Here is a 21,369-nt window from a genome sequence, read left to right on the forward strand (position 1 = left end):
GGCCGCGGCTACGCGAACGGCATGCCTGCGTAGTTCTCCGCGAGGCCCGTCGCGCCGGCCTCCGACGAGGTCACCCAGCGCAGCTGCGACAGCTGGAGCTGCTCGTCGAACGGGTCGCCGCTGCGGTGCAGCATCGTCGTCATCCACCACGAGAAGTGCGTGCACCGCCAGACCCGCCGCAGCGCGGTCTGCGAGTACGCGTCGGCGAGGCGTGCGTCCTTCTTGCGGACGAGGTCGGTGAGCGCCGGTGCGAGCAGCGCCACGTCGGCGATCGCGAGGTTGAGGCCCTTCGCGCCCGTCGGCGGGACGATGTGGGCGGCGTCGCCGGCGAGGAACAGCCTGCCGTGCTGCATCGGCGCGTGCACGTACGAGCGCATCGGCAGCACGCTCTTGTCCGTGACCGGGCCGGGCGTGAGCGTCCAGCCGTCCTGACCGTGGCCGAGACGCGTCGCCAGCTCGTCCCAGATCTGGTCGTCGGACCACGAGGCCGGGTCGGTGCCGGGCTCGACCTGGAGGTAGAGACGGCTCACGGACTCCGAGCGCATCGAGTGCAGCGCGAACCCGTTCGGGTGCCACGCGTAGATCAGCTCGTCGGTCGACGGCGCGACGTCGGCGAGGATGCCGAACCACGCGTACGGGTAGGTCTTCTCCCAGGTGCTTCCGCCCGGGATCGCACCGCGGCTCGGGCCGAAGGAGCCGTCGCACCCGGCGACCGCGACGGCCTCGACGCGGCGCGGTGCGCCCTCGGCGTCGGTGAAGGTGACGTACGGGCGGTCGGTGTCGACGTCGTGCAGCGCGGTATCGGAGATCGAGTAGAAGAACTGCTGGTCGTCGGCGTCGCGGGCGGCGACGAGGTCCGCGGTCACCTCCGTCTGGCCGTACACCCACACGCTGCGGCCGATCAGGTCCACGAAGTCGAGGTGGTGGCGCTCGTGCGGGAACTGCAGGTAGATCCCGCGGTGCTGGTCGCCCTCGCGCGCCAGCCGCTCTCCGAGCCCGGCCTCGGTCAGCAGGTCGACGCTGCTCTGCTCGAGGATCCCCGCGCGGATGCGCGCGGCGACGTAGTCGCGGGTGCGCGTCTCCAGCACCACCGACTCGACGCCCTGCGCGGCCAGCAGGTGGGAGAGGAGGAGGCCGGCGGGTCCGGCGCCGATGATGGCGACCTCGGTACGGAGGGTGTCGGTGCTCATGGCGTTCATTGGACCGTGTCCGGCGCCACACGGCGAACTCACCCCTTCCGCTGGGCGGAACCCCCGCCCCCGCGCCCGCCCGCCCGCGGTTTGCCACGCCAGCGTGGGAGCCCGCGCGGGGTTTGCCACGCCAGCGTGGGAAACCGTGGTTGGCGCGGCAAGCACGCCGCGCCAACAGGAACTTGCCACGCTGGCGTGGCAAACCCCAAGCGGGTCAGAGCTGGCGGCTGATGCCCTGGGCGGCGACCTCGAGGGCGGTGACGAGGCGGGAGCGGTCGCGCTTGAGGTTCGCGACGACGATGCCGATCGCTGCCACGACCTCGTCGCCCCGGCGTACGGGGACCGCGACCGAGCACGCGCCGAGCGTCATCTCCTCGTACGTGGTGGCGTACCCGTCGCGCCGGATCCGGGCGAGCTGCTCGTCGAGCAGGCCGGGCCGGGTCACCGTGTAGCGGGTCACGCGGGTGAGCGAGCCGAGGACGCGCGCCCGTACGGCGTCCGGCGCGTGCGCGAGCAGCACCTTGCCGACGCCGGTGGCGTGCATCGGCAGGGTCGAGCCGATGGAGCTGACGACGGGCACCGACGTACGACCGCGCATCCGCTCCAGGTAGAGCACCTCGTCCCCGTCGCGCACCGCGAGGTGCACGGTCGCCCGCGTGGCGGCGTACACGTCGTGCAGGAACGGCTCCGCGACCTGCCGCAGTCCCGTCTCGACAGGAGCGAGCAGCCCGACGTCCCAGATCATCCGACCCACCACGTACCGGCCGTCGCCACGCTTGGTCAGCGCGCCGGCGGCCACCAGCTCGCCGACGAGGCGGTGCGCCGTCGGCAGCGGCAGCCCGGCCCGCCGCGCGAGGTCCGTGAGCGTGAGCGCGCGGTGCTCCGCGTCGAACGCGGCGAGCAGCGCGAGCACCCGCGACGCGACCGTCGTCCCGGGCGCCGACGTGTTCCCGGCCATGCCCACTCCTTCCGCTCAGCGAAATCCTAGTCTCGCCCCGCGTGACCGCGATCACCTAGCGTGCACGCATGACCACTCCCGCCCCGAGCCCAGGCGGTCCACTCGCCAGCCAGGCCGACATCTCCGCGGAGATCGCCGGCATCGAGCAGGCATACCAGCGGGCAGGCACCGAGGAGACGCAGCCGCGGCTCGACTACCCGCCGTACCGCAGCAGCATCCTCCGCCACCCCACGAAGGACCTGCACCACGCCGACCCGGAGACCATCGAGCGCTGGGCCCCGTGCTTCGGCCACCGCGACGTCGACCCGCTCGAGGCCGACCTCACGATCCAGCACGGCGGCGAGCCGATCGGGGAGCGGATGGTCATCACGGGTCGTGTCCTCGACGGCGACGGACGCCCCGTACGCCATCAGCTCGTCGAGATCTGGCAGGCCAACGCGGGCGGCCGCTACGTCCACAAGCGCGACCAGCACCCGGCGCCGCTCGACCCGAACTTCACGGGGGTCGGACGGTGCCTCACCGACGCCAACGGGACGTACCGGTTCCAGACGATCAAGCCAGGCCCGTACCCGTGGAAGAACCACCACAACGCCTGGCGGCCGGCGCACATCCACTTCTCGTTGTTCGGGACGGACTTCACGCAGCGCATGGTCACGCAGATGTACTTCCCCGGCGACCCGCTGTTCGCCCTCGACCCGATCTACCAGTCGATCACCGACGCGAAAGCGCGTGAGCGGCTCGTCGCGACGTACGACCACGACCTCACCAGCCACGAGTGGGCGACCGGCTACCGCTGGGACATCGTGCTGACCGGCAGCCAGCGCACGTACATGGAGCCGGACGAAGACGAGGCGGACGCATGAGCACGCTGACCCCGACCCCAGGCCAGACCGTCGGCCCGTTCTTCCACTACGCCCTCCCGTACGACGGGGACCGTGACCTCGTGCCGCCGGGCACGGTGGGCGCGGTCCGCCTGCACGGCACGGTGTACGACGGGGCCGGCGACCCGATCCCGGACGCGCTGGTCGAGATCTGGCAGGCGGCCCCCGACGGCTCCGTCGTCCAGGAGCCGGGCTCGCTGCGGCGAGACGGGTGGACGTTCACCGGCTTCGGGCGGGCCTCGACGTCGCGGGACGGGACGTACTCCTTCTCCACGCTGACGCCTGGTCCGACCGAGGAGGGGGCGGCGGCCTTCTTCGCGGTGACGGTGTTCGCCCGGGGACTGCTCAACCGCCTGTTCACCCGCGCATACCTGCCCGACGACACCGACGCCCTGGCCGCGGACCCGCTGCTCGCGTCCCTGCCGGAGGAGCGCCGCGAGACGCTCGTGGCCACGCGGGACGCCCAGGGCCTGCGCTTCGACATCCGTCTCCAGGGCGAGGGGGAGACCGTCTTCCTGCGTTTTCCGGGACACTGACCTTATGGCGGACCTTCTCTGGCCCGGCGACGAGCGGGCCGGGTCGCTCGTGAGCGACGGGGCGCTCCTGGCGGCGATGGTGCAGGTCGAGCAGGCGTGGATCGACGCCCTCGCGTCCGAAGGCGTCGCCCCGAGCACCGCGGACCTCGGCGGCCTGGTCGGCGAGGACGACGTGCATGCGATCGCCGTCGGCGCCGAAGGCGGCGGCAACCCCGTGCTCGGCCTCGTCGCGCTCCTGCGCGAGCGGCTCGGCGACGCGTCGGCGGCGTCGTGGCTGCACCGCGGTCTCACGAGCCAGGACGTCGTCGACACCGCGCTGGTGCTGTGCGTGCGCGACGTGCTCGACCGGGTCCAGGCCGAGCTGCGGAGCCAGGTCGACTCCCTCGTACGCCTCGCCGGCGCGCACCGCGGCTCGCTCATGGTCGGTCGGACGCTGGCGCAGCACGCGGTCCCGACCACCTTCGGCCTCGTCGCCGCGATCTGGCTCGACGGCCTGGTCGACGCGGCCGAGGAGGTGGCACGCGTACGGGCAGGGTTGCCTGCCCAGCTCGGCGGTGCCGCCGGGACGCTCGCCGCCAGCACCGAGCTGGCCCGCCTGCGCGGGCTCGCCGACCCTGAGGCGGCGTCGTTGCTTCTCGTGCGTACGACCGCGGGCGCGCTCGGACTCGCGGACACCCTGCCCTGGCACGTCCGACGTACCCCGATCACCCGCATCGGTGACGCGCTCGTCACCTGCACCGACGCGTGGGGGCACCTCGCGACGGACGTCGTGATGCTGTGCCGTCCGGAGGTCGGCGAGCTCGCCGAGCCGGTGGCTGAAGGACGCGGCGGCTCGTCGACCATGCCGCACAAGCAGAATCCGGTGCTGTCGGTGCTCGTCCGGCGTGCGGCGATCGCGGCTCCCGCGCTCGCCGCGACGCTGCACACCGCGTCCGCGCTCGCGGTCGACCAGCGGCCCGACGGTGCGTGGCACGCCGAGTGGGACACCCTCCGCACGCTCGCGCGCCGCACGGTCGTGGCGGCGTCGCAGACCACGGAGCTGCTCGCGGGACTGCACGTGGACCACGAGCGGATGCGCCGCAACCTCGACGCCGCGGGGACGGACGTCCTCGCCGAGCGCGACACCATGCGACGCCTGCACCCCTCTGCGGTGGACGAGACTGCTGCGGCCGACGAGGCCGACGACGAGCCCGTGTCCTACCTCGGCGCGGCGCCGTTGTTCGTCGACGCCGCGCTCACCCGCGCCCGTACCTATCTGGAGTCCGCATGACCACCCCCCGCATCCTCGGCGTCGAGCTCTCCGGCGACGCCTCGCTCCCCCTGCTGCTCGTCGGGCCGTCGCTCGGGACGTCGGCGTCGACGTTGTGGGGTGCGGTCGCGGCCGACCTCGGCGACGCGTTCCACGTGGTCGGCTGGAACCTCCCCGGGCACGACGGCGGCCCGGTCGCCGACGGCTTCACGATGGCGGAGCTCGCCGAAGGGGTGCTCGCCTTCGCTCGGGGGGTCTGCGAGGCGCGCGGCGACGACGGGGCGCGGTTCGGGTACGCCGGCGACTCCGTCGGCGGTGCGGTCGGGCTCCAGCTCGCGCTCGACGCGCCCGACGCCGTGCGGTGGATGGTGCTGCTGTGCACGGGCGCCCAGATCGGCGACGAGACGATGTGGCGCGAGCGCGCGGCGACCGTACGGGCGTCCGGCACGCCGTCGATGGTCAGCGGCTCGGCGCAGCGGTGGTTCGCCGATGGCTTCCTCGAGCGTCGGCCCGACGTCGGCGCAGCGCTGCTCCACGTGCTGCAAGGTGCCGACGCCGAGGGGTACGCGCAGGTGTGCGAGGCGCTGGCCGCCTTCGACGTGCGCGAGCGCCTCGCCGAGGTGTCCGTACCGGTGCTCGCCGTCGCAGGTGCGCACGACGTGGCGACCCCGCCGGTGAAGCTCGAGGAGATCGCGCACGGCGTCCCGGACGCCCGGCTCCTCGTCCTCCCCGAGGCCGCGCACCTCGCTCCCGCTGAGTGCCCTGCGGAGGTCGCGTCCGCGATCCGTGGGGTGGCCGCAGCCGACTCCATGCCGACGGACGTGGCGGAGCGCGGCATGGCGGTTCGCCGGGCGGTGCTGGGTGATGCGCACGTCGACCGTGCGACCGCAGGTGCGGACGAGCTGACGCGCCCGTTCCAGGAGCTGATCACCCGGTACGCCTGGGGGGAGGTCTGGGGTCGCGACGTGCTCGACCGGCGGAGCCGCTCGATGATCACGCTGGCGCTGCTCGCCGCCCTCGGTCACGAGGGTGAGCTGGCGATGCACATCCGTGCGGCCCTGCGCAACGGCCTCTCCCGAGAGGAGATCGCCGAGGTGCTGATGCACACGGGCGTGTACGCCGGCGTGCCGGTCAGCAACTCCGCTCTCGCGGTGATGCAACGGGTCTTCGGAGACCCTCAACCGTGATAACCTGTTCACATTACGTACCGATGTTCGCACAGTGAACACGTCCCAGTGAGCACGCACTGCGAACGAACGGCCCAGAGGAGTGCGATGTCCGCGTACCTGTTCGACGCCGTCCGGACGCCGTTCGGCCGGTACGGTGGAGCGCTGTCCGGTGTCCGTCCCGACGACCTCGCCGCCACCGTGGTCTCCGCGACGCTGAAGCGCTCACCCGGGCTCGACCCGTCGGCGGTCGACGACGTGGTCTTCGGTGACGCGAACGGTGCGGGTGAGGACAACCGCAACGTCGCCCGCATGGCAGCCCTGCTCGCCGGCCTCCCGACGAGCGTCCCCGGTGTCACGGTCAACCGCCTCTGCGGCTCCAGCCTCGAGGCGGCGATCGTCGGCTCGCGCACGATCGAGTCCGGTGACGCCGACGTCGTGCTCACCGGCGGCGTCGAGTCCATGAGCCGTGCCCCCTGGGTGATGCCGAAACCGTCGCGCGCCTTCCCTGCCGCCAGCGTTGAGGCGGTGTCGACGACGCTGGGCTGGCGCCTCGTCAACCCGCGCATGCCGAAGGAGTGGACGACGTCCCTCGGGGAGTGCAACGAGCAGCTCCAGGAGCGCTTCGCCATCTCCCGCGAGCGTCAGGACGCCTTCGCCGCCACCTCGCACCAGCGCGCGCACGCCGCGTGGGAGGCGGGGCGCTACGACGACCTCGTCGTGCCCGTCGACGGCGTCGACCTCGCGCGCGACGAGGGCATCCGCGCCGGCTCCACCCCTGAGGCACTCGCGAAGCTCAAGCCCGCGTTCCGCCCCGACGGCACCATCACCGCCGGCAACGCCTCGCCGCTCAACGACGGCGCCTCCGCCGTCCTCCTCGGCTCCGCGAGCGCCGCCGACCGCATCGGCCGCGACCCGCTCGCCCGCATCGCGGGCCGCGGCGTGATGGCGCTGGACCCGCAGGAGTTCGGGTACGCCCCGGTGGAGGCGGCCGACCGTGCGCTCGCCCGTGCCGGGATCGGCTGGGACCAGGTCGGTGCCGTCGAGCTCAACGAGGCGTTCGCCGTCCAGAGCCTCGCCTGCGTTGACGCGTGGCCCATCGATCCCGAGATCGTCAACCAGTGGGGCGGCGCGATCGCGATCGGGCACCCGCTCGGCGCGTCCGGCGGCCGCATCCTCGGCACCCTCGCCGCGGTGCTGCGTACCACCAACCAGCGTTGGGGCGTCGCGGCCATCTGCATCGGGGTCGGTCAGGGCCTCGCGGTCGTCCTCGAGAACGAGGCCGCCTCCTGATGCGTGTCCTCGACGCCGAGGAAGCCGTCGCCGACGTCGCGGACGGCTCGACCGTCCTCGTCGGAGGCTTCGGCACCGCCGGCATGCCGTTCACCCTCCTCGACGCCCTCGTCCGTCAGGGCGCGCGCGACCTGACGGTCGTCAGCAACAACGCCGGCAACGGCGAGACCGGCCTCGCCGCGCTGCTCGCCGCCGGTCAGGTCCGCAAGATGATCTGCTCGTTCCCGCGGCAGGCCGACTCGTACGTGTTCGACGCCCTCTACCGCGAGGGCAAGATCGAGCTCGAGGTCGTGCCGCAGGGCAACCTCGCCGAGCGGATGCGTGCGGCGGGCGCCGGGATCGGCGGCTTCTTCACGCCGACCGGGTACGGCACGATGCTCGCCGAGGGCAAGGAGACCCGCACCATCGACGGTCGCGACTACGTCCTCGAGGCGCCGCTGCGGGGCGACGTCGCCCTGATCGCCGCCCGGCGCGCCGACACGCTCGGCAACCTCGTCTACCACAAGACCGCCCGCAACTTCGGCCCCGTGATGGCGACGGCGGCGACCACGACGATCGTGGAGGTCGATGATGTCGTCGACGCCGGCGGGATCGACCCGGAGTGCGTCGTCACTCCCGGCATCTTCGTCGACCGCGTTGTCGCGGTTGGCGCCGAGCAGCGGGTGGCGGCCCGCGAAGGAGCGCGCGCATGAGCGTCGGCCAGACCGTACGAGACGCCACCACGGTGGAGCACACCGACCGCGAGCCGCTGTCGCGCGACGAGATGGCGCAGGTCGTCGCCCGTGACATCCCGGCCGGGGCGTACGTGAACCTCGGGATCGGCCAGCCCACGCGCGTCGCCGACCACCTCCCGGACGAGAAGGGCATCGTCCTGCACACCGAGAACGGCATGCTGCGGATGGGGCCTCGGGCCGAGGGCGACGCGGTCGACCCGGACCTCGTCAACGCCGGCAAGATCCCGGTGACCGAGCTGCCCGGTGCGGCGTACTTCCACCACGCCGACTCGTTCGCGATGATGCGCGGTGGGCACCTCGACGTCTGCGTGCTCGGTGCGTTCCAGGTCTCCCAGCACGGCGACCTCGCCAACTGGCACACCGGCGACCCCGACGCGATCCCCGCCGTCGGGGGTGCGATGGATCTCGCGGTCGGGGCGAAGGACGTCTTCGTGATGATGACGATGTTCGCCAAGGACGGGTCGAGCAAGCTCGTCGAGAGCCTCACCTACCCGGCGACGGGACTGGCGTGCGTGAGCCGTGTCTACACCGAGTACGGCGTGTTCGACGTCGGTGCGGACGGAGTCTCCGTCCGCGAGACGTACGGCATCACCGTCGACGCCCTGCGCAAGCGGCTGCCGGTCGCGCTGCGCCGCCTCGAGGACTGACCGCCCGGCACCACCCCGCGCCTCACGGCGCGAAGTGGGTGTCCTGCGCGACCGCGACCTCGACGACGAGCGGGCCGCCGGGCTCCTCGAGTCGCGCGGCGGCCCCGGCGAGCGTCGTCTCGAGCCCTTCCTGGTTGTCGACACGGATCACGCGGCAGCCCAGCGCGTCGGCGAGCCGTCCCACGGACAGCTCAGGGAACGACGGCCACGGCGGCTTGCCGTCGACACGCTCGGCGAGCCGGTCCATGACCGCGTACCCGCCGTTGGCCATCACCAGGAACAGCACGCCGACGTCCTCCCGCGCCGCCGTCCACAGGGACTGGATCGCGTACATCGCCGACCCGTCGCCGACCACGGTGACGACCGGCCGCTCGGGCATCGCCATCTTCAACCCGATCGACGCCGGCATCGCGAAGCCCAGGCCCCCCATCGCCGCGGAGACGAACCCGAGCGGCTCGCGGGCGGGCACCATTGCCTGGAGCAGCGGCCGTGACGACGGTGACTCCTCGACGAGGACGGTGTCGCGAGGGAGGACGTCGGCGAGGGTACGGAAGACGTCCGTGGCGGTGAGGGCCGACCTTTCGGTCTCGCCTCGCGTGGTGGGCGGCACCGGGGTCCGTACCGACGGCAGCGCCCCAGGCGGCGCCTCGAGCGCCTCCATCGCCACCAGCACGGGGTGCTTCAAGAGCGCCTCGAGCGCGACCGGCGGCGGCGCGATCACCGCCAGGTCGGCCGGTGAGCGGTACGCCTCCGCAGGGTCGGCGGTGACCACGGCCACCCGCGTGCCCTCCGGGACGAGACGCCCCTCGGCGTACGGGTACTGGCGGATCGCCGCCGCGCCGACCACGAGGAGCAGGTCCACGCCCTCGAGCGCCTCGCGGACGCGCGGCCGGTCTGCAGGCAGGTGCCCGGCGAAGAGCGGATGGTCCTGCGGGAACCCGGCGCGCGCACCGAACGGCTCCTGCCACACCGGCGCGCGGAGCCGCTCCGCGAGCGCCGTGAGCACTCGCCAGCCGGCCGCGTCGTCGTTGCCCGACCCGGCGACGATCGCCGTACGAGTGCTGCCCGCGACCAGCGCCGCGAGCGGGTCGACGTCCACCGCCAGCGGCCGTGACGCCTGGACCTCGCGGGCCGCCGAGAGGTCGTCAGCGTCGTACGGGGCCTCCCAGTCGTCCATCGGCACGATGACGAGGACCGGGCCCTGGTCGGTACGGGCACGGTGAGCGGCGCGCTCGATCGCCGAAGGGACGTCCTGCGCCCGTACGGGCGCGAGGACGTCGAGCGGGTAGTCACCGGCAAGCCCCTCGAGCCGTCCCGCGAGGAACGGCTCGAGGGCGAGGTGCCTGCGGTCCTGCTGCCCGACCACCACGACCATCGGGGCACGGTTGACCCGTGCGGTGGCGATCGCACCGACGGCGTTGCCGAGACCCGCAGTGGTGTGCAGGAGGACGAAGGCGGGCTCGCGGCGCGCGATCGCCCACCCGGACGCGATCCCGACGACCGAGCCCTCGTGCAGGGCGAGGACGAAGTCGAGGTCGTCGGGCAGGTCGACGAGAAACGCGACCTCCGTCGAGCCCGGGTTCGAGAAGATCGTCGTCATGTCCTGACGACGCATCACCTCGTACGTGGCCTCGCGGACCGTCCCCGCCGCTGAACCACTCACGCAGTGGCTCCGTTGCCTCGCTTGGCCTTCTGGATCTCCTCGTACACGTGCGCGCGCAGCTCGGTGAAGCGCGGCATCGACCGCGTGGTCAGCTGGTCGCGCTCGGCCGGCAGGTCGATCGTGAGGTCCTCCTGCACGACGGTGGGCGAGTTGCTGAGGATCAGCACGCGCTCGCCCAGGTACACCGACTCGTCGATGTCGTGGGTGACGAAGAGGACCGTGACCCCGAACTCCTTCCACACGGTGCGGATGAGGTCCTCGAGGTCCGCGCGGGTCTGCGCGTCGACGGCCGCGAACGGCTCGTCCATGAGCAGCACCTCGGGCTGGTACGCGACGGCCCGGGCGATGGCGACGCGCTGCTGCATGCCGCCCGACAGCTGCCACGGGTACGAGCCGGCCGCGTGGTCGAGGCCGACGGCGTGCAGGGCCTTGTCGACGGCGGCGGTCCGCTCGGCCTTGCCCATGCCGGCGTTCTTCAGCGGCAGCTCGACGTTCTGGCGCACCGTCATCCACGCGAACAGGCTGCGCCCGTACTCCTGGAAGACGACCGCCATCTTCTTGGGCGGCTCGGTCACCTGGGCGCCGTCCAGCTCCACGGTGCCCGCGGTGGGCTCCAGGAGGCCGGCGATGCAGCGCAGCAGCGTGGTCTTGCCGCAGCCGGACGGGCCGACCAGGCAGACCAGCTCGCCTTGGCGCAGCTCGAACGTGAGGTTGCGGACCGCCTCCACGTCACCGTTGTCGGACAGGTAGATCTTCTGCAGCCCGCGGACCGACAGGGTCACGGGGGCGTCGGTGCCCTTGCGGGCGTCGGACGCGGCGATGGCGCTGTCACCTGCCATGCTGCACCTCCTTCTGGCCGTAGTACCAATGCAGGATCCTGCGCTCGCAGAACTGGAAGACGATCGAGACGGCGACGCCGATGAGACCGAGCAGGATGATGCCGCTCCACATCTCCTGGATGGCGAACGACCGCTGGAAGACGACGATCGTGAAGCCGAGCCCGGACGAGGACGCGAACATCTCGGAGATCACCATGAGGATCAGACCGATCGCCAGCGACTGGCGTACGCCGGCCATGATCTGCGGGGCGGCGCTCGGCAGGGTCACGGTGCGCAGGCGTGCCCACCCCCGCAGCCCGTACGTACGGGCGGTGTCGAGGAGCACCGTGTCGACCGAGCGGACGCCCTCGATCGTGTTCAGCAGCACCGGCCAGATCGCACCGAAGATGATGACGATGACCTTCATGCGGTCGTTCGTCCCGATGAGCAGCGCCAGCACAGGCACGAGCACCGGCGGGGGGATGGCCCGGAAGAACTCGAGCATCGGCTCGAGCAGGCTGCGGACGCGGCGCACGGAGCCGATCCAGACCCCGGCGGCGATCCCGAGGGCGATCGCCAGGAGAGTGCCGACGGCGAACCGGCCGACGCTCGGCAGCACGTCGCTGCGGAACCGCCCTCCGAACCACGTGTCGACGAACGTCTGGATCATCGTGTCGGGCTTGGGCATGTAGAAGCTCGTGCTGTTGCGGGCAGCGAGCCACCACAGGCCGATCAGCAGGATCGGCAGCCCGAGCAGGTACGCGGTCTTCTTGAGCACGGTCATGCGACGGCCTCCCTGCGGACGGAGACGTGCCAACGCAGCGCGCGCTTCTCCACCGCGCGGGCCAGCAGGTTGATGGCGACGCCGATGAGGCCCGTGGCGACGACCAGGGCGTACATCTCGGTGACCGCGACACCCTGGGCGAGGGCGATCTGCGTGCCGAGACCGCCGCCGCCGATGACGAGCTCGCCGGTGACGGTGAGGATCAGCGCGACCGCTGCGCCGAGGCGCAGGCCGGTCATCACGTACGGCAGCGCCGACGGCCACACGAGGTAGCGCACCCGTGCCGTCCAGCCGAGGCCGTAGCTGCGGGCGGTGTCGTCGGCGACCGGGTCGACGTCGCCCGCGCCGTACAGGACCTGGATGAGGACCTGCCAGAACGCGGCGTACACGACGAGCAGCAGGGTGGCCTGCATGGAGGTGCCGTACAGCAGCACCGCCAGCGGGATCAGCGCGACCGACGGGATGGGGCGGAGGAACTCGATGGTCGAGTGTGTCGCCTGGCGCAGGAACCGGCTGGACCCGATGACGAGGCCGAGCACGATCGCGGCAACCCCGGCGACCGCGAGCCCGACGGCCCAGGTGCGGAGCGTGAGGCCGACCCACTCCCAGAAGGAGCCGGTCGCGGCGAGCGACGCGAGCTCGCCCAGCACAGAGCTCGCGGCGGGGAGGTACCGCGGCTCCACGAGCCCCGAGCGCACGACGAGCTCCCACGTCGCGAGGAAGCCGACGATGCCGAGCACCCCGAGCACGCCCGAGGGGACCGCCAACCCCCGGTGGCGGGGACGACCGGGGGGTGCGGCCGTCCCCGCCGCCGAGAGGGCGGAGTTCGCGGGGCTCATGGCAGGAGCGCGTCCAGGTCGGGCTCGGACTTCAGCGTGTCGTACGTGACCGCGGCGGCGCCGAGGGTCTCCATCGACGCGCGGTCGAACTCCGAGCGGAAGACCGGCAGGACCATCTTGGCGCGGGTGGCCTCGTCGATCTTGGTGTAGGTGCCGACGATGTCGCGCACCTCCTGGTCGTTCTCGCCGGCGTAGTCGAGCGACTTGTTCATCGCGCGGGTGAACCGCTCGACGACGTCCTTGTTCTCGGCGATGTACTGCTTGGTGGTGAAGTAGCCGGCGATGTCGAGCTGGGGCGACATCTCGACGTAGTTGTAGCTGACGACGCGGCCGCCGTCGGCGATCGCCTGCGACATGAAGGGCTCGAGGACCCAGATCGCGTCGACCTGCTTCTTGCTCAGCGCGGCAGGCGCGTCCGGGAACGGGACCTCGATGAAGTCGACGTCGTCGGGGTTGCCGCCGTCCTTCTCGATCGCGGCACGGACGGTGGTGTCGCCGATGTTCTTGAGGTTGTTGACGGAGACGGTCTTGCCCGTGAGGTCCTTGGCGGACTTGATCGGCGAGTCGGTCGGCACGATCACGGCGCCGAAGTCGGCGTCGGTCTGGCCGGAGGCCGACGTGCCGTTGGTGACGAACTCGACCGGGAGGCCCTGGTCGGCGGCCACCATCAGCGACATGACGTTCCCGAAGGCGAAGTCGAAGTCCCCGCTGACGACGCCGGGCACGGCAGCCGCACCGCCGGTCGTGGTGGTGATCTCGAGGTCGAGGCCCTCCTCCTCGAAGAAGCCCTTCTCCTTGCCGAGCCAGATCGGAGCGGTGTCGACGATGGGGATCACGCCGACCTTGATCTTGGTGTCGCCTTCGGCGTTGGTCTCCTCGGAGTCACCTCCGCCGCACGCGGCGACGAGGGTGAGAGCGGCAGCCGCGAGGACGGCTGTGGCGGTGCGACGCATGGTGGTTCTCCTAGCGCTCTTGCGGGGCGGGGGTTGCGGGGATCAGAAGGGGTAGCTGGCTGGCTCGTCGCGCAGCGTGACCCACCGGGTCTCGGTGAACGCCTCGATGTTGGCCTCGGCACCGCCGTGGCGGGAGCCGGTCCCGGACGCCTTCACCCCGCCGAAGGGGGCGTTGGCCTCGTCGTTGACCGTCTGGTCGTTGATGTGGACGATCCCGGTCGGGATGCGCGCCGCGACCTGCAGGCCGGCCGCCGCGTTGCTGGTGACGATGCCGAGGGACAGGCCGTAGCCGCTGGCGGAGGCGAGCTTGACCGCCTCGTCGACCGACGAGAACCGCACGACCGACGCGACCGGGCCGAAGACCTCCTCGGCGTACGCGGGGGCGTCCAGGGGCGAGTCCGCGAGGACCGTCGGGCGGTAGAAGAGGCCGTCGTACTCGCCGCCGGTGACCAGCCGCGCCCCTGCTTCGATGCTGCCGGTGACGAGCGCGTGGATCTTGTCGCGCTGGGCCTCGTCGATGATCGGGCCGAGGGCGACCTCGTCGGTCGCCGGGTTGCCGACGGGCAGGTGCGACGCCTTGTCGGCGAGCTTCGCGACGAAGTCGTCGTACAGGCTGTCGTGGACCAGGTGGCGGCCCACGGTCATGCAGATCTGGCCCTGGTGGAAGAACGCACCCCACGCTGCGAGGTTGACGGCCTTGTCGACGTCGGCGTCCTCCAGGACGACGAGAGCGGAGTTGCCGCCGAGCTCGAGGTGTGCCCGCTTGAGGTGCTTGCCGGCGGCCTCGCCGACCTTGCGGCCCGCCGCGGTCGAGCCGGTGAACGCGATGACCCGGACGTCCTCGTCGGTCGTGAGCGCCTCACCCACGTCCGCGCCGCCGGGGAGGACCTGGAGCACGCCGGCAGGCAGTCCGGCCTCCTCGAAGATCCGGGCGAGCACCACGCCGCCCGTGACGGCCGTACGCGGGTCCGGCTTGAGGATGACCGCGTTGCCGAGCGCGAGCGCGGGGGCGACGGCGCGGATGCCGAGGATGATCGGCACGTTGAACGGGGAGATCACCGCGACGACGCCGGCGGGCACGCGCTGGGTGAACGAGAGGCGCTGCTCCTCGGTCGCGAGGACCTGGCCGGTCGTGTGCGACGGGAGCGCGGCGGCCTCGTAGCACTCCTGAGCGCCGACCGACAGCGAGAACCCGGCCATGCCGGGGATCGCGCCGACCTCGCGGACGTTCCATCCCGTGATGGCGTCGGCGTGCGCGTGCCAGAGATCACCGGCACGCCGCAGCACGGCGGCGCGCTCGCTGTGCGGGAGGGCCGCCCACTCGCGCTGGGCAGCGGTCGCGTGCGCGGCGGCGCGGCGGACATCGTCCGCGCTCGCCCTGCCGACGCGGCCGAGCTCGTCACCGGTGGCTGGCTCGATGACCGGGTAGGTCTGCCCGTCGGACGGCTCGACCCACTCGCCTCCGAGGAAGATCTTGCCGGTCCAGATGGCGGGGTCGAGCATGAGCGGCTGCCTCCTTGGTCGTGGTAGCGTTCACGAAGCGTTCGCATAGTGAACGTCTGTGCAATATCCGAACATACCGTGACGCCCCTCACACGGCAACGGTGGGTTCGGCTTCCCTCAGGACGGTCCGCGAGGGCGCGTCGATCACGGATAAGGTGCGAGCGTGGCGATCACTGACGAGGGACGGCCGGTGGCGTCCGTGCAGTCGCTCCAACGAGGGCTGACCGTCATCCGCGCCTTCGACGCCGAGCACGCGCGCATGACGCTCTCGGAGGTGGCGAAGCAGACCGGCCTCACACGGGCGACGGCGAGGCGCTTCCTCCACACCCTTGTCGACCTCGGCTACACCGACACCGACGGCCGCGAGTTCTGGTTGCGACCGCGCGTGCTGGAGCTCGGGTACGCCTATCTGTCGAGCATCTCCCTGCCCGAGATCGCGACACCCCACCTCAAGAAGCTCACGGACCAGGTCAACGAGTCGTCCTCGGTGTCGGTGCTCGACGGCACCGAGATCGTGTACGTCGCGCGCGTCCCGACCCGCCGCCTGATGACCGTCGCGATCAGCGTGGGCACGCGCTTCCCGGCGTACGCCACCTCGATGGGGCGGGTGCTCCTCGCCGGTCTCGACCGTGCGGAGCGGAGCCGTGTGCTCGACGACAGCGAGCTGCAGGCGCTGACGCCGAGCACGACCACCTCGCGGGCCCGCCTCGACGAGATCCTCGACGCCGTCGCCGCGGACGGCTTCGCCCTGGTCGACCAGGAGCTGGAGGTCGGGCTGCGCTCGATCGCGGCGCCGATCCGCGATGCGCACGGCACGGTCATCGCCGCTGCGAACATCTCGATGAGCGCCACCCAGGGGACCGCCGACGAGGCACGCGACCGGCTGGTGCCGCCGCTGCTGGAGACAACGGCCCAGATCGGCCGTGACCTGCGGGTCAGCGCGCGCTGAGGCGGTCTCGCCAGGCCCTCCTCGACCCCTCGGTGACCTAGGCTTGCGCCGACCCGAGGAGGTCACGTGGTGGAGCCCCCGCTCGCGTGGCGCCGCGCCCGCGCCCACGCCTGGCTGCTGGTTGCCCTCGCCACGACGGCGACGGTGTTCGCGGTCCTCGTGGTCGGCCTCTCCTCGAGCAGCGCCGAGCAGGTCGAGGCGGAGGTCGCACGCGCCCTCTCCGACCCGCCGCCGCGCGGTGCCGCCCTGCGGGTGTCGGCGACGACGCGCCTCACCGACGAGGTCGACGCCGCTGCTGGCGTCGTCGAGCAGGCGCGGGAGGCCGGGCTGGACGTCACCGCCGGGACGCGGTCCGACGGCATCGAGGCGGGCGCGCGCACGTACGTGGTCGCCGACTACCCCGACCTCTCCCGGCTCGCGAGCCTGAGCAGCGGTCGCTGGGGAGCAGCCGACGACGAGGCCACGCTGCCCGTCGCCGCAGCCGAGCGCCTCGGCGTCGGGGTCGATGACCGACTCGACCTGGGCGCGACCGAGGTCGTCGTGGTGGGCACCTGGACGCCCGACGACCCCGCAGACCCGCGCTGGTTCGCCGACCCGGCGGTGGCCTCCGGGGCCGACTCCGGGAACGTCGGACCGGTGGTCGTGACGGCGACGACCCTCGAGCGACTCCCGGACTTCCGGACGTCGTCGTGGGTCCTGACCGTGCCGACCTCGCCGCGTCCCGACCTCGAGGCGCTGGCGACTGCGCTCCCGTCGCTCGTCCAGGCCGCGGACGACAGCCGGGTCACGCTCGAGGGTGGCCTCGGCGACCGCGTCCACGCGGTTGCCCGAGCAGAGGCCGCATCCTCGGCCGTCGCGAAGGTCGCGCTCGTGCTGGTCGGCGCCGTCGGTGCGCTGGTGCTGTGGCACGTCGCGGGCGCGCTGCGTGCCGCCCGGCGCAGCGAGGCGACGATCCTCGCCGCGCGGGGCGCCTCGCGCGCGCAGGTCCTGGTGTGGCATGGGGCGGACGCCGCCCTCGCCGGCCTCGTCGGAGCCTCGGTCGGAGTCGCTGTGACCGTGGCCGTGACCGGTACCCCCGCTCCGTACGCGCTCGTCCTCGCGTTGGCCCTCCCGGTCCTGGTCGCGCTGGTGCGGGCGTGGTCGCCGCCGACGTTGCGGCGCCGTACGGGACCACCGCCGGCGGGGACGGTCGCTGTGGCGCTGCTCCTGGCCGGCGCCGGCGTGATCCTGGCCGCGCGCACGGCCTGGCTGGGTGACGTCGTCGTAGTCTCTCCATCCGGCGAGGTACGGGTGGACGCGCTGACCGCCCTCGCACCGACGCTGCTCCTGATCGCCGCTGCCGTGCTCGTCGCCGCCGTCGCGCGCCCCCTCCTCGGGGCGGCCGCACGGTTCGTCGCGCGGCGAGACGACGGCCTCGCGCTGGTCCTCGGGCTGCGGCGGGCGGAGCGTCGTACGCGCGCGACAGCCGCCTCGTCGACGCTGGTTGCGCTCGTCGTCGGCACGGCGGTGGCCTCCGCCGTGGCCTCGGCATCTGCCGCGGCGCTCGTCGAGCAGACCCGGGCCAGCGCCGCTGGTGGCGACGTCCGCGTCTCGTTCGCCGTCGCGCCTCTGGTCGACGACCAGAACCCTCAGGTCGACCTACGGCCCTACGAGGACCTGCCAGGCGTGGAGCGCGTCCGAGCCGCCGTCGACGCGCCCGCGCGCATCGCCGACCTCCCGACGAGGCTGCTCGCGGTCGACGGTGGCGACGGCGCGGGCGACAGCAGCGGCGGGGAGGTGGCGGTCGCGATGACCTCGGGCCTGGCCGCCGACCTCGACGTCGAGGTCGGCGACACCATCGAGGTCCTCGTCCCCGCAGCCACCGCGACGTTCCCTGGTGTCGTGCGGCGGGTGTCTCGGTCGTTGCCCGGTCTCCCCGGCGCCGAAGGTCTGGTTGCCGACCGGGAGGCCGTCCAGGCCTCGCTCTCGTCGTCCGAGCGCGAGCTCGCCGTCAACACCTTGCTCGTCTCGAGCGCCGACCCGGCATCGACTGCCGAGGCCGTGCCCGCCGCCTCCGACCGTCCCGTCGCGGCCGTGACCGCACAGGGCGACTCCGGTGCGGTGTCGCCGCAGGTCGTGAGCGAGTCGTGGCGGTGGGCGGCGGTGGGCGTCGCCCTGCTCGGCGCGATCGGTCTCGCCGCCCTCGCGCTGGGCAGCTCCGGCGCCGACCGTCGGGAGTCGGCGGTCCTGCGGGCGCTCGGGGCGGGACGCGTGCTGCGACGGCGCGCGCGACGCGACGAGCGGGTCGCCGGTCTCGTCCTCGGCGTCGCCGCCGGGCTGGCCGGCGCCGCCGCGCTGACGGCGTCCGTGGTCCCGACGCTCTCGCGCGCGCTCGTCCCGGACGGGGCCCCCGACGTCGGACGTACGAGCGCGGTGGACGTGCCCGTCCTGGTGGTCGCGCTCGGGGTGTTCGCGGTCGTCTCGCTCGCCGCCGGTGCCGTGGTCTCTCGCGTCCACGACCGTCGGGCCGACGCCACGCTGCGCGAGGAGGACGTATGAGCGGACGGATAGGCCTGGGGCGACTGCTCCTCCGCTACCTCGTCGCGATGCGTGGGGTTCTCGGCCTGGTCGCCGCGGTCGTCGCCGCCCTCGCCTTCGTCGTGTCCGTCGCGCCGGCCGCGCTCGAGAGCTTCCTCACCGACACCCAGCGCCACTCTGTGGAAGCAGCGGCGCCAGGCTCGCTCGACCTGGTCACAGAGCAACGGCTGAGCCCGCCTCCGGCCGTCGTCGACGACGACTGGGCCCTGCTCCGCGACCGGCTCGCGCAGGCGCGCGAGGAGATGCCGGCCCGTCTGCGTGAGTTTGCTGCACCCGCGATGTTCACGGTGACCGTGGCGCCCCGGCAGGTCGCCGGCGCCCCGCCCGGTGCCCCGCAGCTGCCGAACTCCGTCCTCAACCTCAGCGCCAGCCCCGACCTGCAGCCGCACGTCACCCTGCGGGAGGGCACGCTCCCACGAGCGGCCACGGATGCGGGTTCGACGGCCGAGATCGTGCTGTCGCGTGAGACGGCCGAAGAGATGCGGTGGCCGGTGGGCGAGGCGCGCGGGCTCGCCGCTCCGGGCCAGCCCGAGCGCCGCTACCGGCTCAGCGGCACGTACGAGGCGCGCGATCCTGACGGTCCGTTCTGGCGCCAGACCTCGGGCGCGGTCGGTCCCGTCATCACCGACGACGGCAAGACCCGCACGGTCACCGCGACGGCGTGGGTGTCGGCGGAGAACCTCGACGCGCTCGCGCCCGTAGGCCCGTCGGACACCCGGCTCACGCTCTGGTACCCCCTCGCCCCGCAGAGCCTGACCTCCGCCGACGCCGCCCCGGTCATCGACGAGCTGTCCGAGCTCACCCGCACCTCGGTCGAGGTGATCCCCGAGTACGAGGTGGTGCTCGACGGCATGGGCATCCAGCGGGTGCCTGCCGCCCGCGCCAGCTTCTCCACCCAGCTCACCGGCCTGCTGCGCGAGACGCAGGTGACCGCAGGGTCGCTGACGTCGCTCACCGCGCTGCTCGCGTCCGGGCCCGCGGCGGCCGCCCTCTGCGTGCTGGTCCTCGCGACCGGGCTGGTGCGTGCCCGCAGCGGCACGCTGCTCGTGCTCACCCGTGCCCGCGGCGCGTCGAGGGGACAGGTGGCCTGCGCGGCGGCGGTCGTCGGGCTGCTCGTCGGGATCCCTGCGGCTGCGCTCGGCGCCGGCGTGGCCGCTGCCGTCGCACCCCCGTACGGGACCCCGCCCTGGTGGCTCGTCGCGTGCTGCGGGCTGCTCCCCGTCGTCACGGCCGTGCTGGCCGCGACGGACAACGGACCGCGCCGTGTCCCCCGGTGGGCGGTCGAGCTCGCCGTCGTCGCCCTGGCGGTCGCCGCGCTGGTCGCCGTCGCGCAACGCGGTCTCGGCGACCCGACCGCTGGTCTCGACCCCTTCCTGGTCGCCGCCCCCGTCCTCGTCTGCCTGGCGGGTGCGGTGCTCGCGCGGAGGCTCCTCCCCGTCGTGGCGCGTCGGGTCGCGGCGGTGCAGCGGCGGCGGACCGGGCTCGTCGGCCTCCTGGGTGCGTCACGGTCGCGCGCCGACCGCGTCTCCCCGGCGGCGGTCGTCGCGCTCGTCGCCGCGCTCGGCGTCACCACGTTCGCCGGGTGCGTGGTCGCCACCTTGGACGCGGGCCGCGCGTCGACCGCGACGGCCACCGCCGGAGCCGATCTGCGTGTCTCGGGCACGTCTCTCGACGCCGCCGCGGTCGACTCCCTCGCCGCGCTGCCCGGCGTCCGCGCGACCGCGCCGCTCGGCGACGGGGCCCGCGTCGACGTGGCGACCGTCAGCTCCACCTACGCGACACGCGTGCTCGCCGATGCGTCCGCCCTCGCCGAGGCCCAGGGCGACGGCGCCGGTTCCCTGCCGGGACTCAGCCGGCTCTCGTCGCGCGAGGACGACCGCGTCCCGGTGATCGTCTCGCCGGACGTGGCCGAAGCCCTCGGCGGTGAGCGCGACATCGAGGTCGACGGGGTCGAGTCGCGGGTCGTCGGCGTGGGGCCGGGCGTCCTCCCGGGCGTGCCCGTACGGCAGTGGCTGCTCGCCGACCCGGCCGCGCTGGGCGACGACGCGCCGTCGTACGCACCGGTGGTGAGCGTGCTGGTCGGGCTGGATGATCCCGCCTCCCCGTCACTGGTGCGTCGCGTCGAGGAGCAGTTCCCCGGTGCGGCCGTCACGACGCCGCAGCACGAGGCGCGTGTCCTCGACGCGGACCCCGTCGTCTCCGGCGTACGGGCGGTAGCGTGGTCCGCCGCAGCAGGCTCAGCCGTGCTCGTGGCTGCCACCGTCGTGCTCGCGCTGATCGCCGGCGCGGGGTCGCGTACGCGTGACCTCGCTGTGGTCCGCGCGCTCGGTCTGCCGCTGCGCCGCGCGAGCGGCCTCCCGCTCTGGGAGGTCGGCCTGCTGGTCGCGGTAGCCGGGGCGGTGGGCCTCGCCGTCGGCGCCGCGCTGCCGCTGACCGTGCTCGAGGCGGTCGACCTGCGGCCGTTCACCAGCGGCGACGACCAACCGGCGACGACCTTCCCGCTGCTGTGGGGAGTCGGCGTCGTCGCCTGCATGGCGGTCGTGACGGTCCTCGGGGCTCTGCTCGCGGCCCTCGGCCCGTCGCGCCGCGAGCTCACCACCGCGCTCAGGATGATGGAGGAGTGATCGAC

General features: G+C 73.0%; 18 protein-coding genes. 10 read left to right on the forward strand and 8 right to left on the reverse strand.

Annotated features, from left to right (window positions below):
* Positions 1-8: 8 nt before the first annotated feature.
* Entirely contained in the window at positions 9-1,190 is a 1,182-nt protein-coding gene (locus NYZ95_RS11785; protein WP_262851465.1) for a 4-hydroxybenzoate 3-monooxygenase, read from the reverse strand.
* Between the two features lie 214 nt (positions 1,191-1,404).
* Positions 1,405-2,148: an IclR family transcriptional regulator gene (locus NYZ95_RS11790; protein WP_262851466.1), complete on the reverse strand. Its 744-nt coding sequence runs from the start codon at positions 2,146-2,148 to the stop codon at positions 1,405-1,407.
* A 68-nt stretch (positions 2,149-2,216) separates the two neighbouring features.
* Between NYZ95_RS11790 and pcaH the strand changes: the two genes are divergently transcribed.
* From pcaH to NYZ95_RS11825, 7 genes are all read left to right on the forward strand, one after another.
* Positions 2,217-3,011, forward strand: coding sequence for a protocatechuate 3,4-dioxygenase subunit beta (pcaH, locus tag NYZ95_RS11795; RefSeq protein ID WP_262851467.1), 795 nt, complete (start codon positions 2,217-2,219; stop codon positions 3,009-3,011).
* Positions 3,008-3,565, forward strand: coding sequence for a protocatechuate 3,4-dioxygenase subunit alpha (gene pcaG, locus NYZ95_RS11800; RefSeq protein ID WP_262851468.1), 558 nt, complete (start codon positions 3,008-3,010; stop codon positions 3,563-3,565). The genes pcaH and pcaG overlap by 4 nt, the downstream gene beginning before the upstream one ends.
* Positions 3,566-3,569: 4 nt before the next feature.
* Positions 3,570-4,835 carry a lyase family protein gene (locus NYZ95_RS11805; RefSeq protein WP_262851469.1) on the forward strand — a complete coding sequence of 422 codons (1,266 nt, stop codon included), beginning with the start codon at positions 3,570-3,572 and terminating at the stop codon, positions 4,833-4,835.
* On the forward strand, positions 4,832-6,001 hold the full coding sequence (gene pcaDC, locus NYZ95_RS11810) for a bifunctional 3-oxoadipate enol-lactonase/4-carboxymuconolactone decarboxylase PcaDC (RefSeq protein ID WP_262851470.1): 1,170 nt from the start codon (positions 4,832-4,834) through the stop codon (positions 5,999-6,001). The genes NYZ95_RS11805 and pcaDC overlap by 4 nt, the downstream gene beginning before the upstream one ends.
* Positions 6,002-6,088: 87 nt before the next feature.
* The gene (locus NYZ95_RS11815; protein WP_262851471.1) at positions 6,089-7,273 is read left to right on the forward strand and encodes a thiolase family protein; all 1,185 of its coding nucleotides are present in this window, start codon (positions 6,089-6,091) and stop codon (positions 7,271-7,273) included.
* Positions 7,273-7,965 (forward strand): 3-oxoacid CoA-transferase subunit A, encoded by a 693-nt coding sequence (locus NYZ95_RS11820; protein WP_262851472.1) that lies wholly within the window; start codon positions 7,273-7,275, stop codon positions 7,963-7,965. The genes NYZ95_RS11815 and NYZ95_RS11820 overlap by 1 nt, the downstream gene beginning before the upstream one ends.
* On the forward strand, positions 7,962-8,654 hold the full coding sequence (locus NYZ95_RS11825) for a 3-oxoacid CoA-transferase subunit B (protein ID WP_262851473.1): 693 nt from the start codon (positions 7,962-7,964) through the stop codon (positions 8,652-8,654). The genes NYZ95_RS11820 and NYZ95_RS11825 overlap by 4 nt, the downstream gene beginning before the upstream one ends.
* 22 nt (positions 8,655-8,676) lie before the next feature.
* Here the strand turns inward: NYZ95_RS11825 and NYZ95_RS11830 are convergent, their stop codons facing one another.
* From NYZ95_RS11830 to NYZ95_RS11855, 6 genes are read right to left on the reverse strand one after another with little or no spacing between them, the layout of a single operon-like run.
* Positions 8,677-10,317 carry a thiamine pyrophosphate-dependent enzyme gene (locus tag NYZ95_RS11830; RefSeq protein ID WP_262851474.1) on the reverse strand — a complete coding sequence of 547 codons (1,641 nt, stop codon included), beginning with the start codon at positions 10,315-10,317 and terminating at the stop codon, positions 8,677-8,679.
* Positions 10,314-11,156 carry an ABC transporter ATP-binding protein gene (locus NYZ95_RS11835; protein ID WP_262851475.1) on the reverse strand — a complete coding sequence of 281 codons (843 nt, stop codon included), beginning with the start codon at positions 11,154-11,156 and terminating at the stop codon, positions 10,314-10,316. Before NYZ95_RS11835 ends, NYZ95_RS11830 begins: the two co-directional genes overlap by 4 nt.
* Positions 11,146-11,919 carry an ABC transporter permease gene (locus tag NYZ95_RS11840; RefSeq protein ID WP_262851476.1) on the reverse strand — a complete coding sequence of 258 codons (774 nt, stop codon included), beginning with the start codon at positions 11,917-11,919 and terminating at the stop codon, positions 11,146-11,148. The genes NYZ95_RS11835 and NYZ95_RS11840 overlap by 11 nt, the downstream gene beginning before the upstream one ends.
* Positions 11,916-12,758 carry an ABC transporter permease gene (locus NYZ95_RS11845; protein WP_262851477.1) on the reverse strand — a complete coding sequence of 281 codons (843 nt, stop codon included), beginning with the start codon at positions 12,756-12,758 and terminating at the stop codon, positions 11,916-11,918. The genes NYZ95_RS11840 and NYZ95_RS11845 overlap by 4 nt, the downstream gene beginning before the upstream one ends.
* Positions 12,755-13,711: an ABC transporter substrate-binding protein gene (locus tag NYZ95_RS11850; RefSeq protein WP_262851478.1), complete on the reverse strand. Its 957-nt coding sequence runs from the start codon at positions 13,709-13,711 to the stop codon at positions 12,755-12,757. Before NYZ95_RS11850 ends, NYZ95_RS11845 begins: the two co-directional genes overlap by 4 nt.
* Positions 13,712-13,753: 42 nt before the next feature.
* On the reverse strand, positions 13,754-15,214 hold the full coding sequence (locus NYZ95_RS11855; RefSeq protein WP_262851479.1) for a benzaldehyde dehydrogenase: 1,461 nt from the start codon (positions 15,212-15,214) through the stop codon (positions 13,754-13,756).
* Positions 15,215-15,377: 163 nt separating this feature from the next.
* On the opposite strand from NYZ95_RS11855, the gene NYZ95_RS11860 reads away from it, so the two are divergent.
* The 3 genes from NYZ95_RS11860 (at position 15,378) to NYZ95_RS11870 (ending at position 21,364) form a co-directional block, all read left to right on the forward strand.
* Positions 15,378-16,163 (forward strand): IclR family transcriptional regulator domain-containing protein, encoded by a 786-nt coding sequence (locus NYZ95_RS11860; RefSeq protein ID WP_262851480.1) that lies wholly within the window; start codon positions 15,378-15,380, stop codon positions 16,161-16,163.
* Positions 16,164-16,229: 66 nt separating this feature from the next.
* Positions 16,230-18,701, forward strand: coding sequence for a hypothetical protein (locus NYZ95_RS11865; RefSeq protein ID WP_262851481.1), 2,472 nt, complete (start codon positions 16,230-16,232; stop codon positions 18,699-18,701).
* Positions 18,698-21,364, forward strand: a complete 2,667-nt coding sequence (locus NYZ95_RS11870; RefSeq protein ID WP_262851482.1) for an ABC transporter permease — start codon at positions 18,698-18,700, stop codon at positions 21,362-21,364. The genes NYZ95_RS11865 and NYZ95_RS11870 overlap by 4 nt, the downstream gene beginning before the upstream one ends.
* Positions 21,365-21,369 lie beyond the last annotated feature (5 nt).

Origin of the sequence: Mumia quercus (assembly GCF_025506335.1) — a bacterium.
Lineage (GTDB): Bacteria > Actinomycetota > Actinomycetes > Propionibacteriales > Nocardioidaceae > Mumia > Mumia quercus.

What these genes read in the sequence shown, in the direction of transcription:
- NYZ95_RS11785 (WP_262851465.1), bottom strand. Translation starts at nt 1,190, where the DNA reads ATGAGCACCGACACCCTCCGTACCGAGGTCGCCATCATCGGCGCCGGA.
- NYZ95_RS11790 (WP_262851466.1), bottom strand. Translation starts at nt 2,148, where the DNA reads ATGGCCGGGAACACGTCGGCGCCCGGGACGACGGTCGCGTCGCGGGTG.
- pcaH (WP_262851467.1), top strand. Translation starts at nt 2,217, where the DNA reads ATGACCACTCCCGCCCCGAGCCCAGGCGGTCCACTCGCCAGCCAGGCC.
- pcaG (WP_262851468.1), top strand. Translation starts at nt 3,008, where the DNA reads ATGAGCACGCTGACCCCGACCCCAGGCCAGACCGTCGGCCCGTTCTTC.
- NYZ95_RS11805 (WP_262851469.1), top strand. Translation starts at nt 3,570, where the DNA reads ATGGCGGACCTTCTCTGGCCCGGCGACGAGCGGGCCGGGTCGCTCGTG.
- pcaDC (WP_262851470.1), top strand. Translation starts at nt 4,832, where the DNA reads ATGACCACCCCCCGCATCCTCGGCGTCGAGCTCTCCGGCGACGCCTCG.
- NYZ95_RS11815 (WP_262851471.1), top strand. Translation starts at nt 6,089, where the DNA reads ATGTCCGCGTACCTGTTCGACGCCGTCCGGACGCCGTTCGGCCGGTAC.
- NYZ95_RS11820 (WP_262851472.1), top strand. Translation starts at nt 7,273, where the DNA reads ATGCGTGTCCTCGACGCCGAGGAAGCCGTCGCCGACGTCGCGGACGGC.
- NYZ95_RS11825 (WP_262851473.1), top strand. Translation starts at nt 7,962, where the DNA reads ATGAGCGTCGGCCAGACCGTACGAGACGCCACCACGGTGGAGCACACC.
- NYZ95_RS11835 (WP_262851475.1), bottom strand. Translation starts at nt 11,156, where the DNA reads ATGGCAGGTGACAGCGCCATCGCCGCGTCCGACGCCCGCAAGGGCACC.
- NYZ95_RS11840 (WP_262851476.1), bottom strand. Translation starts at nt 11,919, where the DNA reads ATGACCGTGCTCAAGAAGACCGCGTACCTGCTCGGGCTGCCGATCCTG.
- NYZ95_RS11845 (WP_262851477.1), bottom strand. Translation starts at nt 12,758, where the DNA reads ATGAGCCCCGCGAACTCCGCCCTCTCGGCGGCGGGGACGGCCGCACCC.
- NYZ95_RS11850 (WP_262851478.1), bottom strand. Translation starts at nt 13,711, where the DNA reads ATGCGTCGCACCGCCACAGCCGTCCTCGCGGCTGCCGCTCTCACCCTC.
- NYZ95_RS11855 (WP_262851479.1), bottom strand. Translation starts at nt 15,214, where the DNA reads ATGCTCGACCCCGCCATCTGGACCGGCAAGATCTTCCTCGGAGGCGAG.
- NYZ95_RS11870 (WP_262851482.1), top strand. Translation starts at nt 18,698, where the DNA reads ATGAGCGGACGGATAGGCCTGGGGCGACTGCTCCTCCGCTACCTCGTC.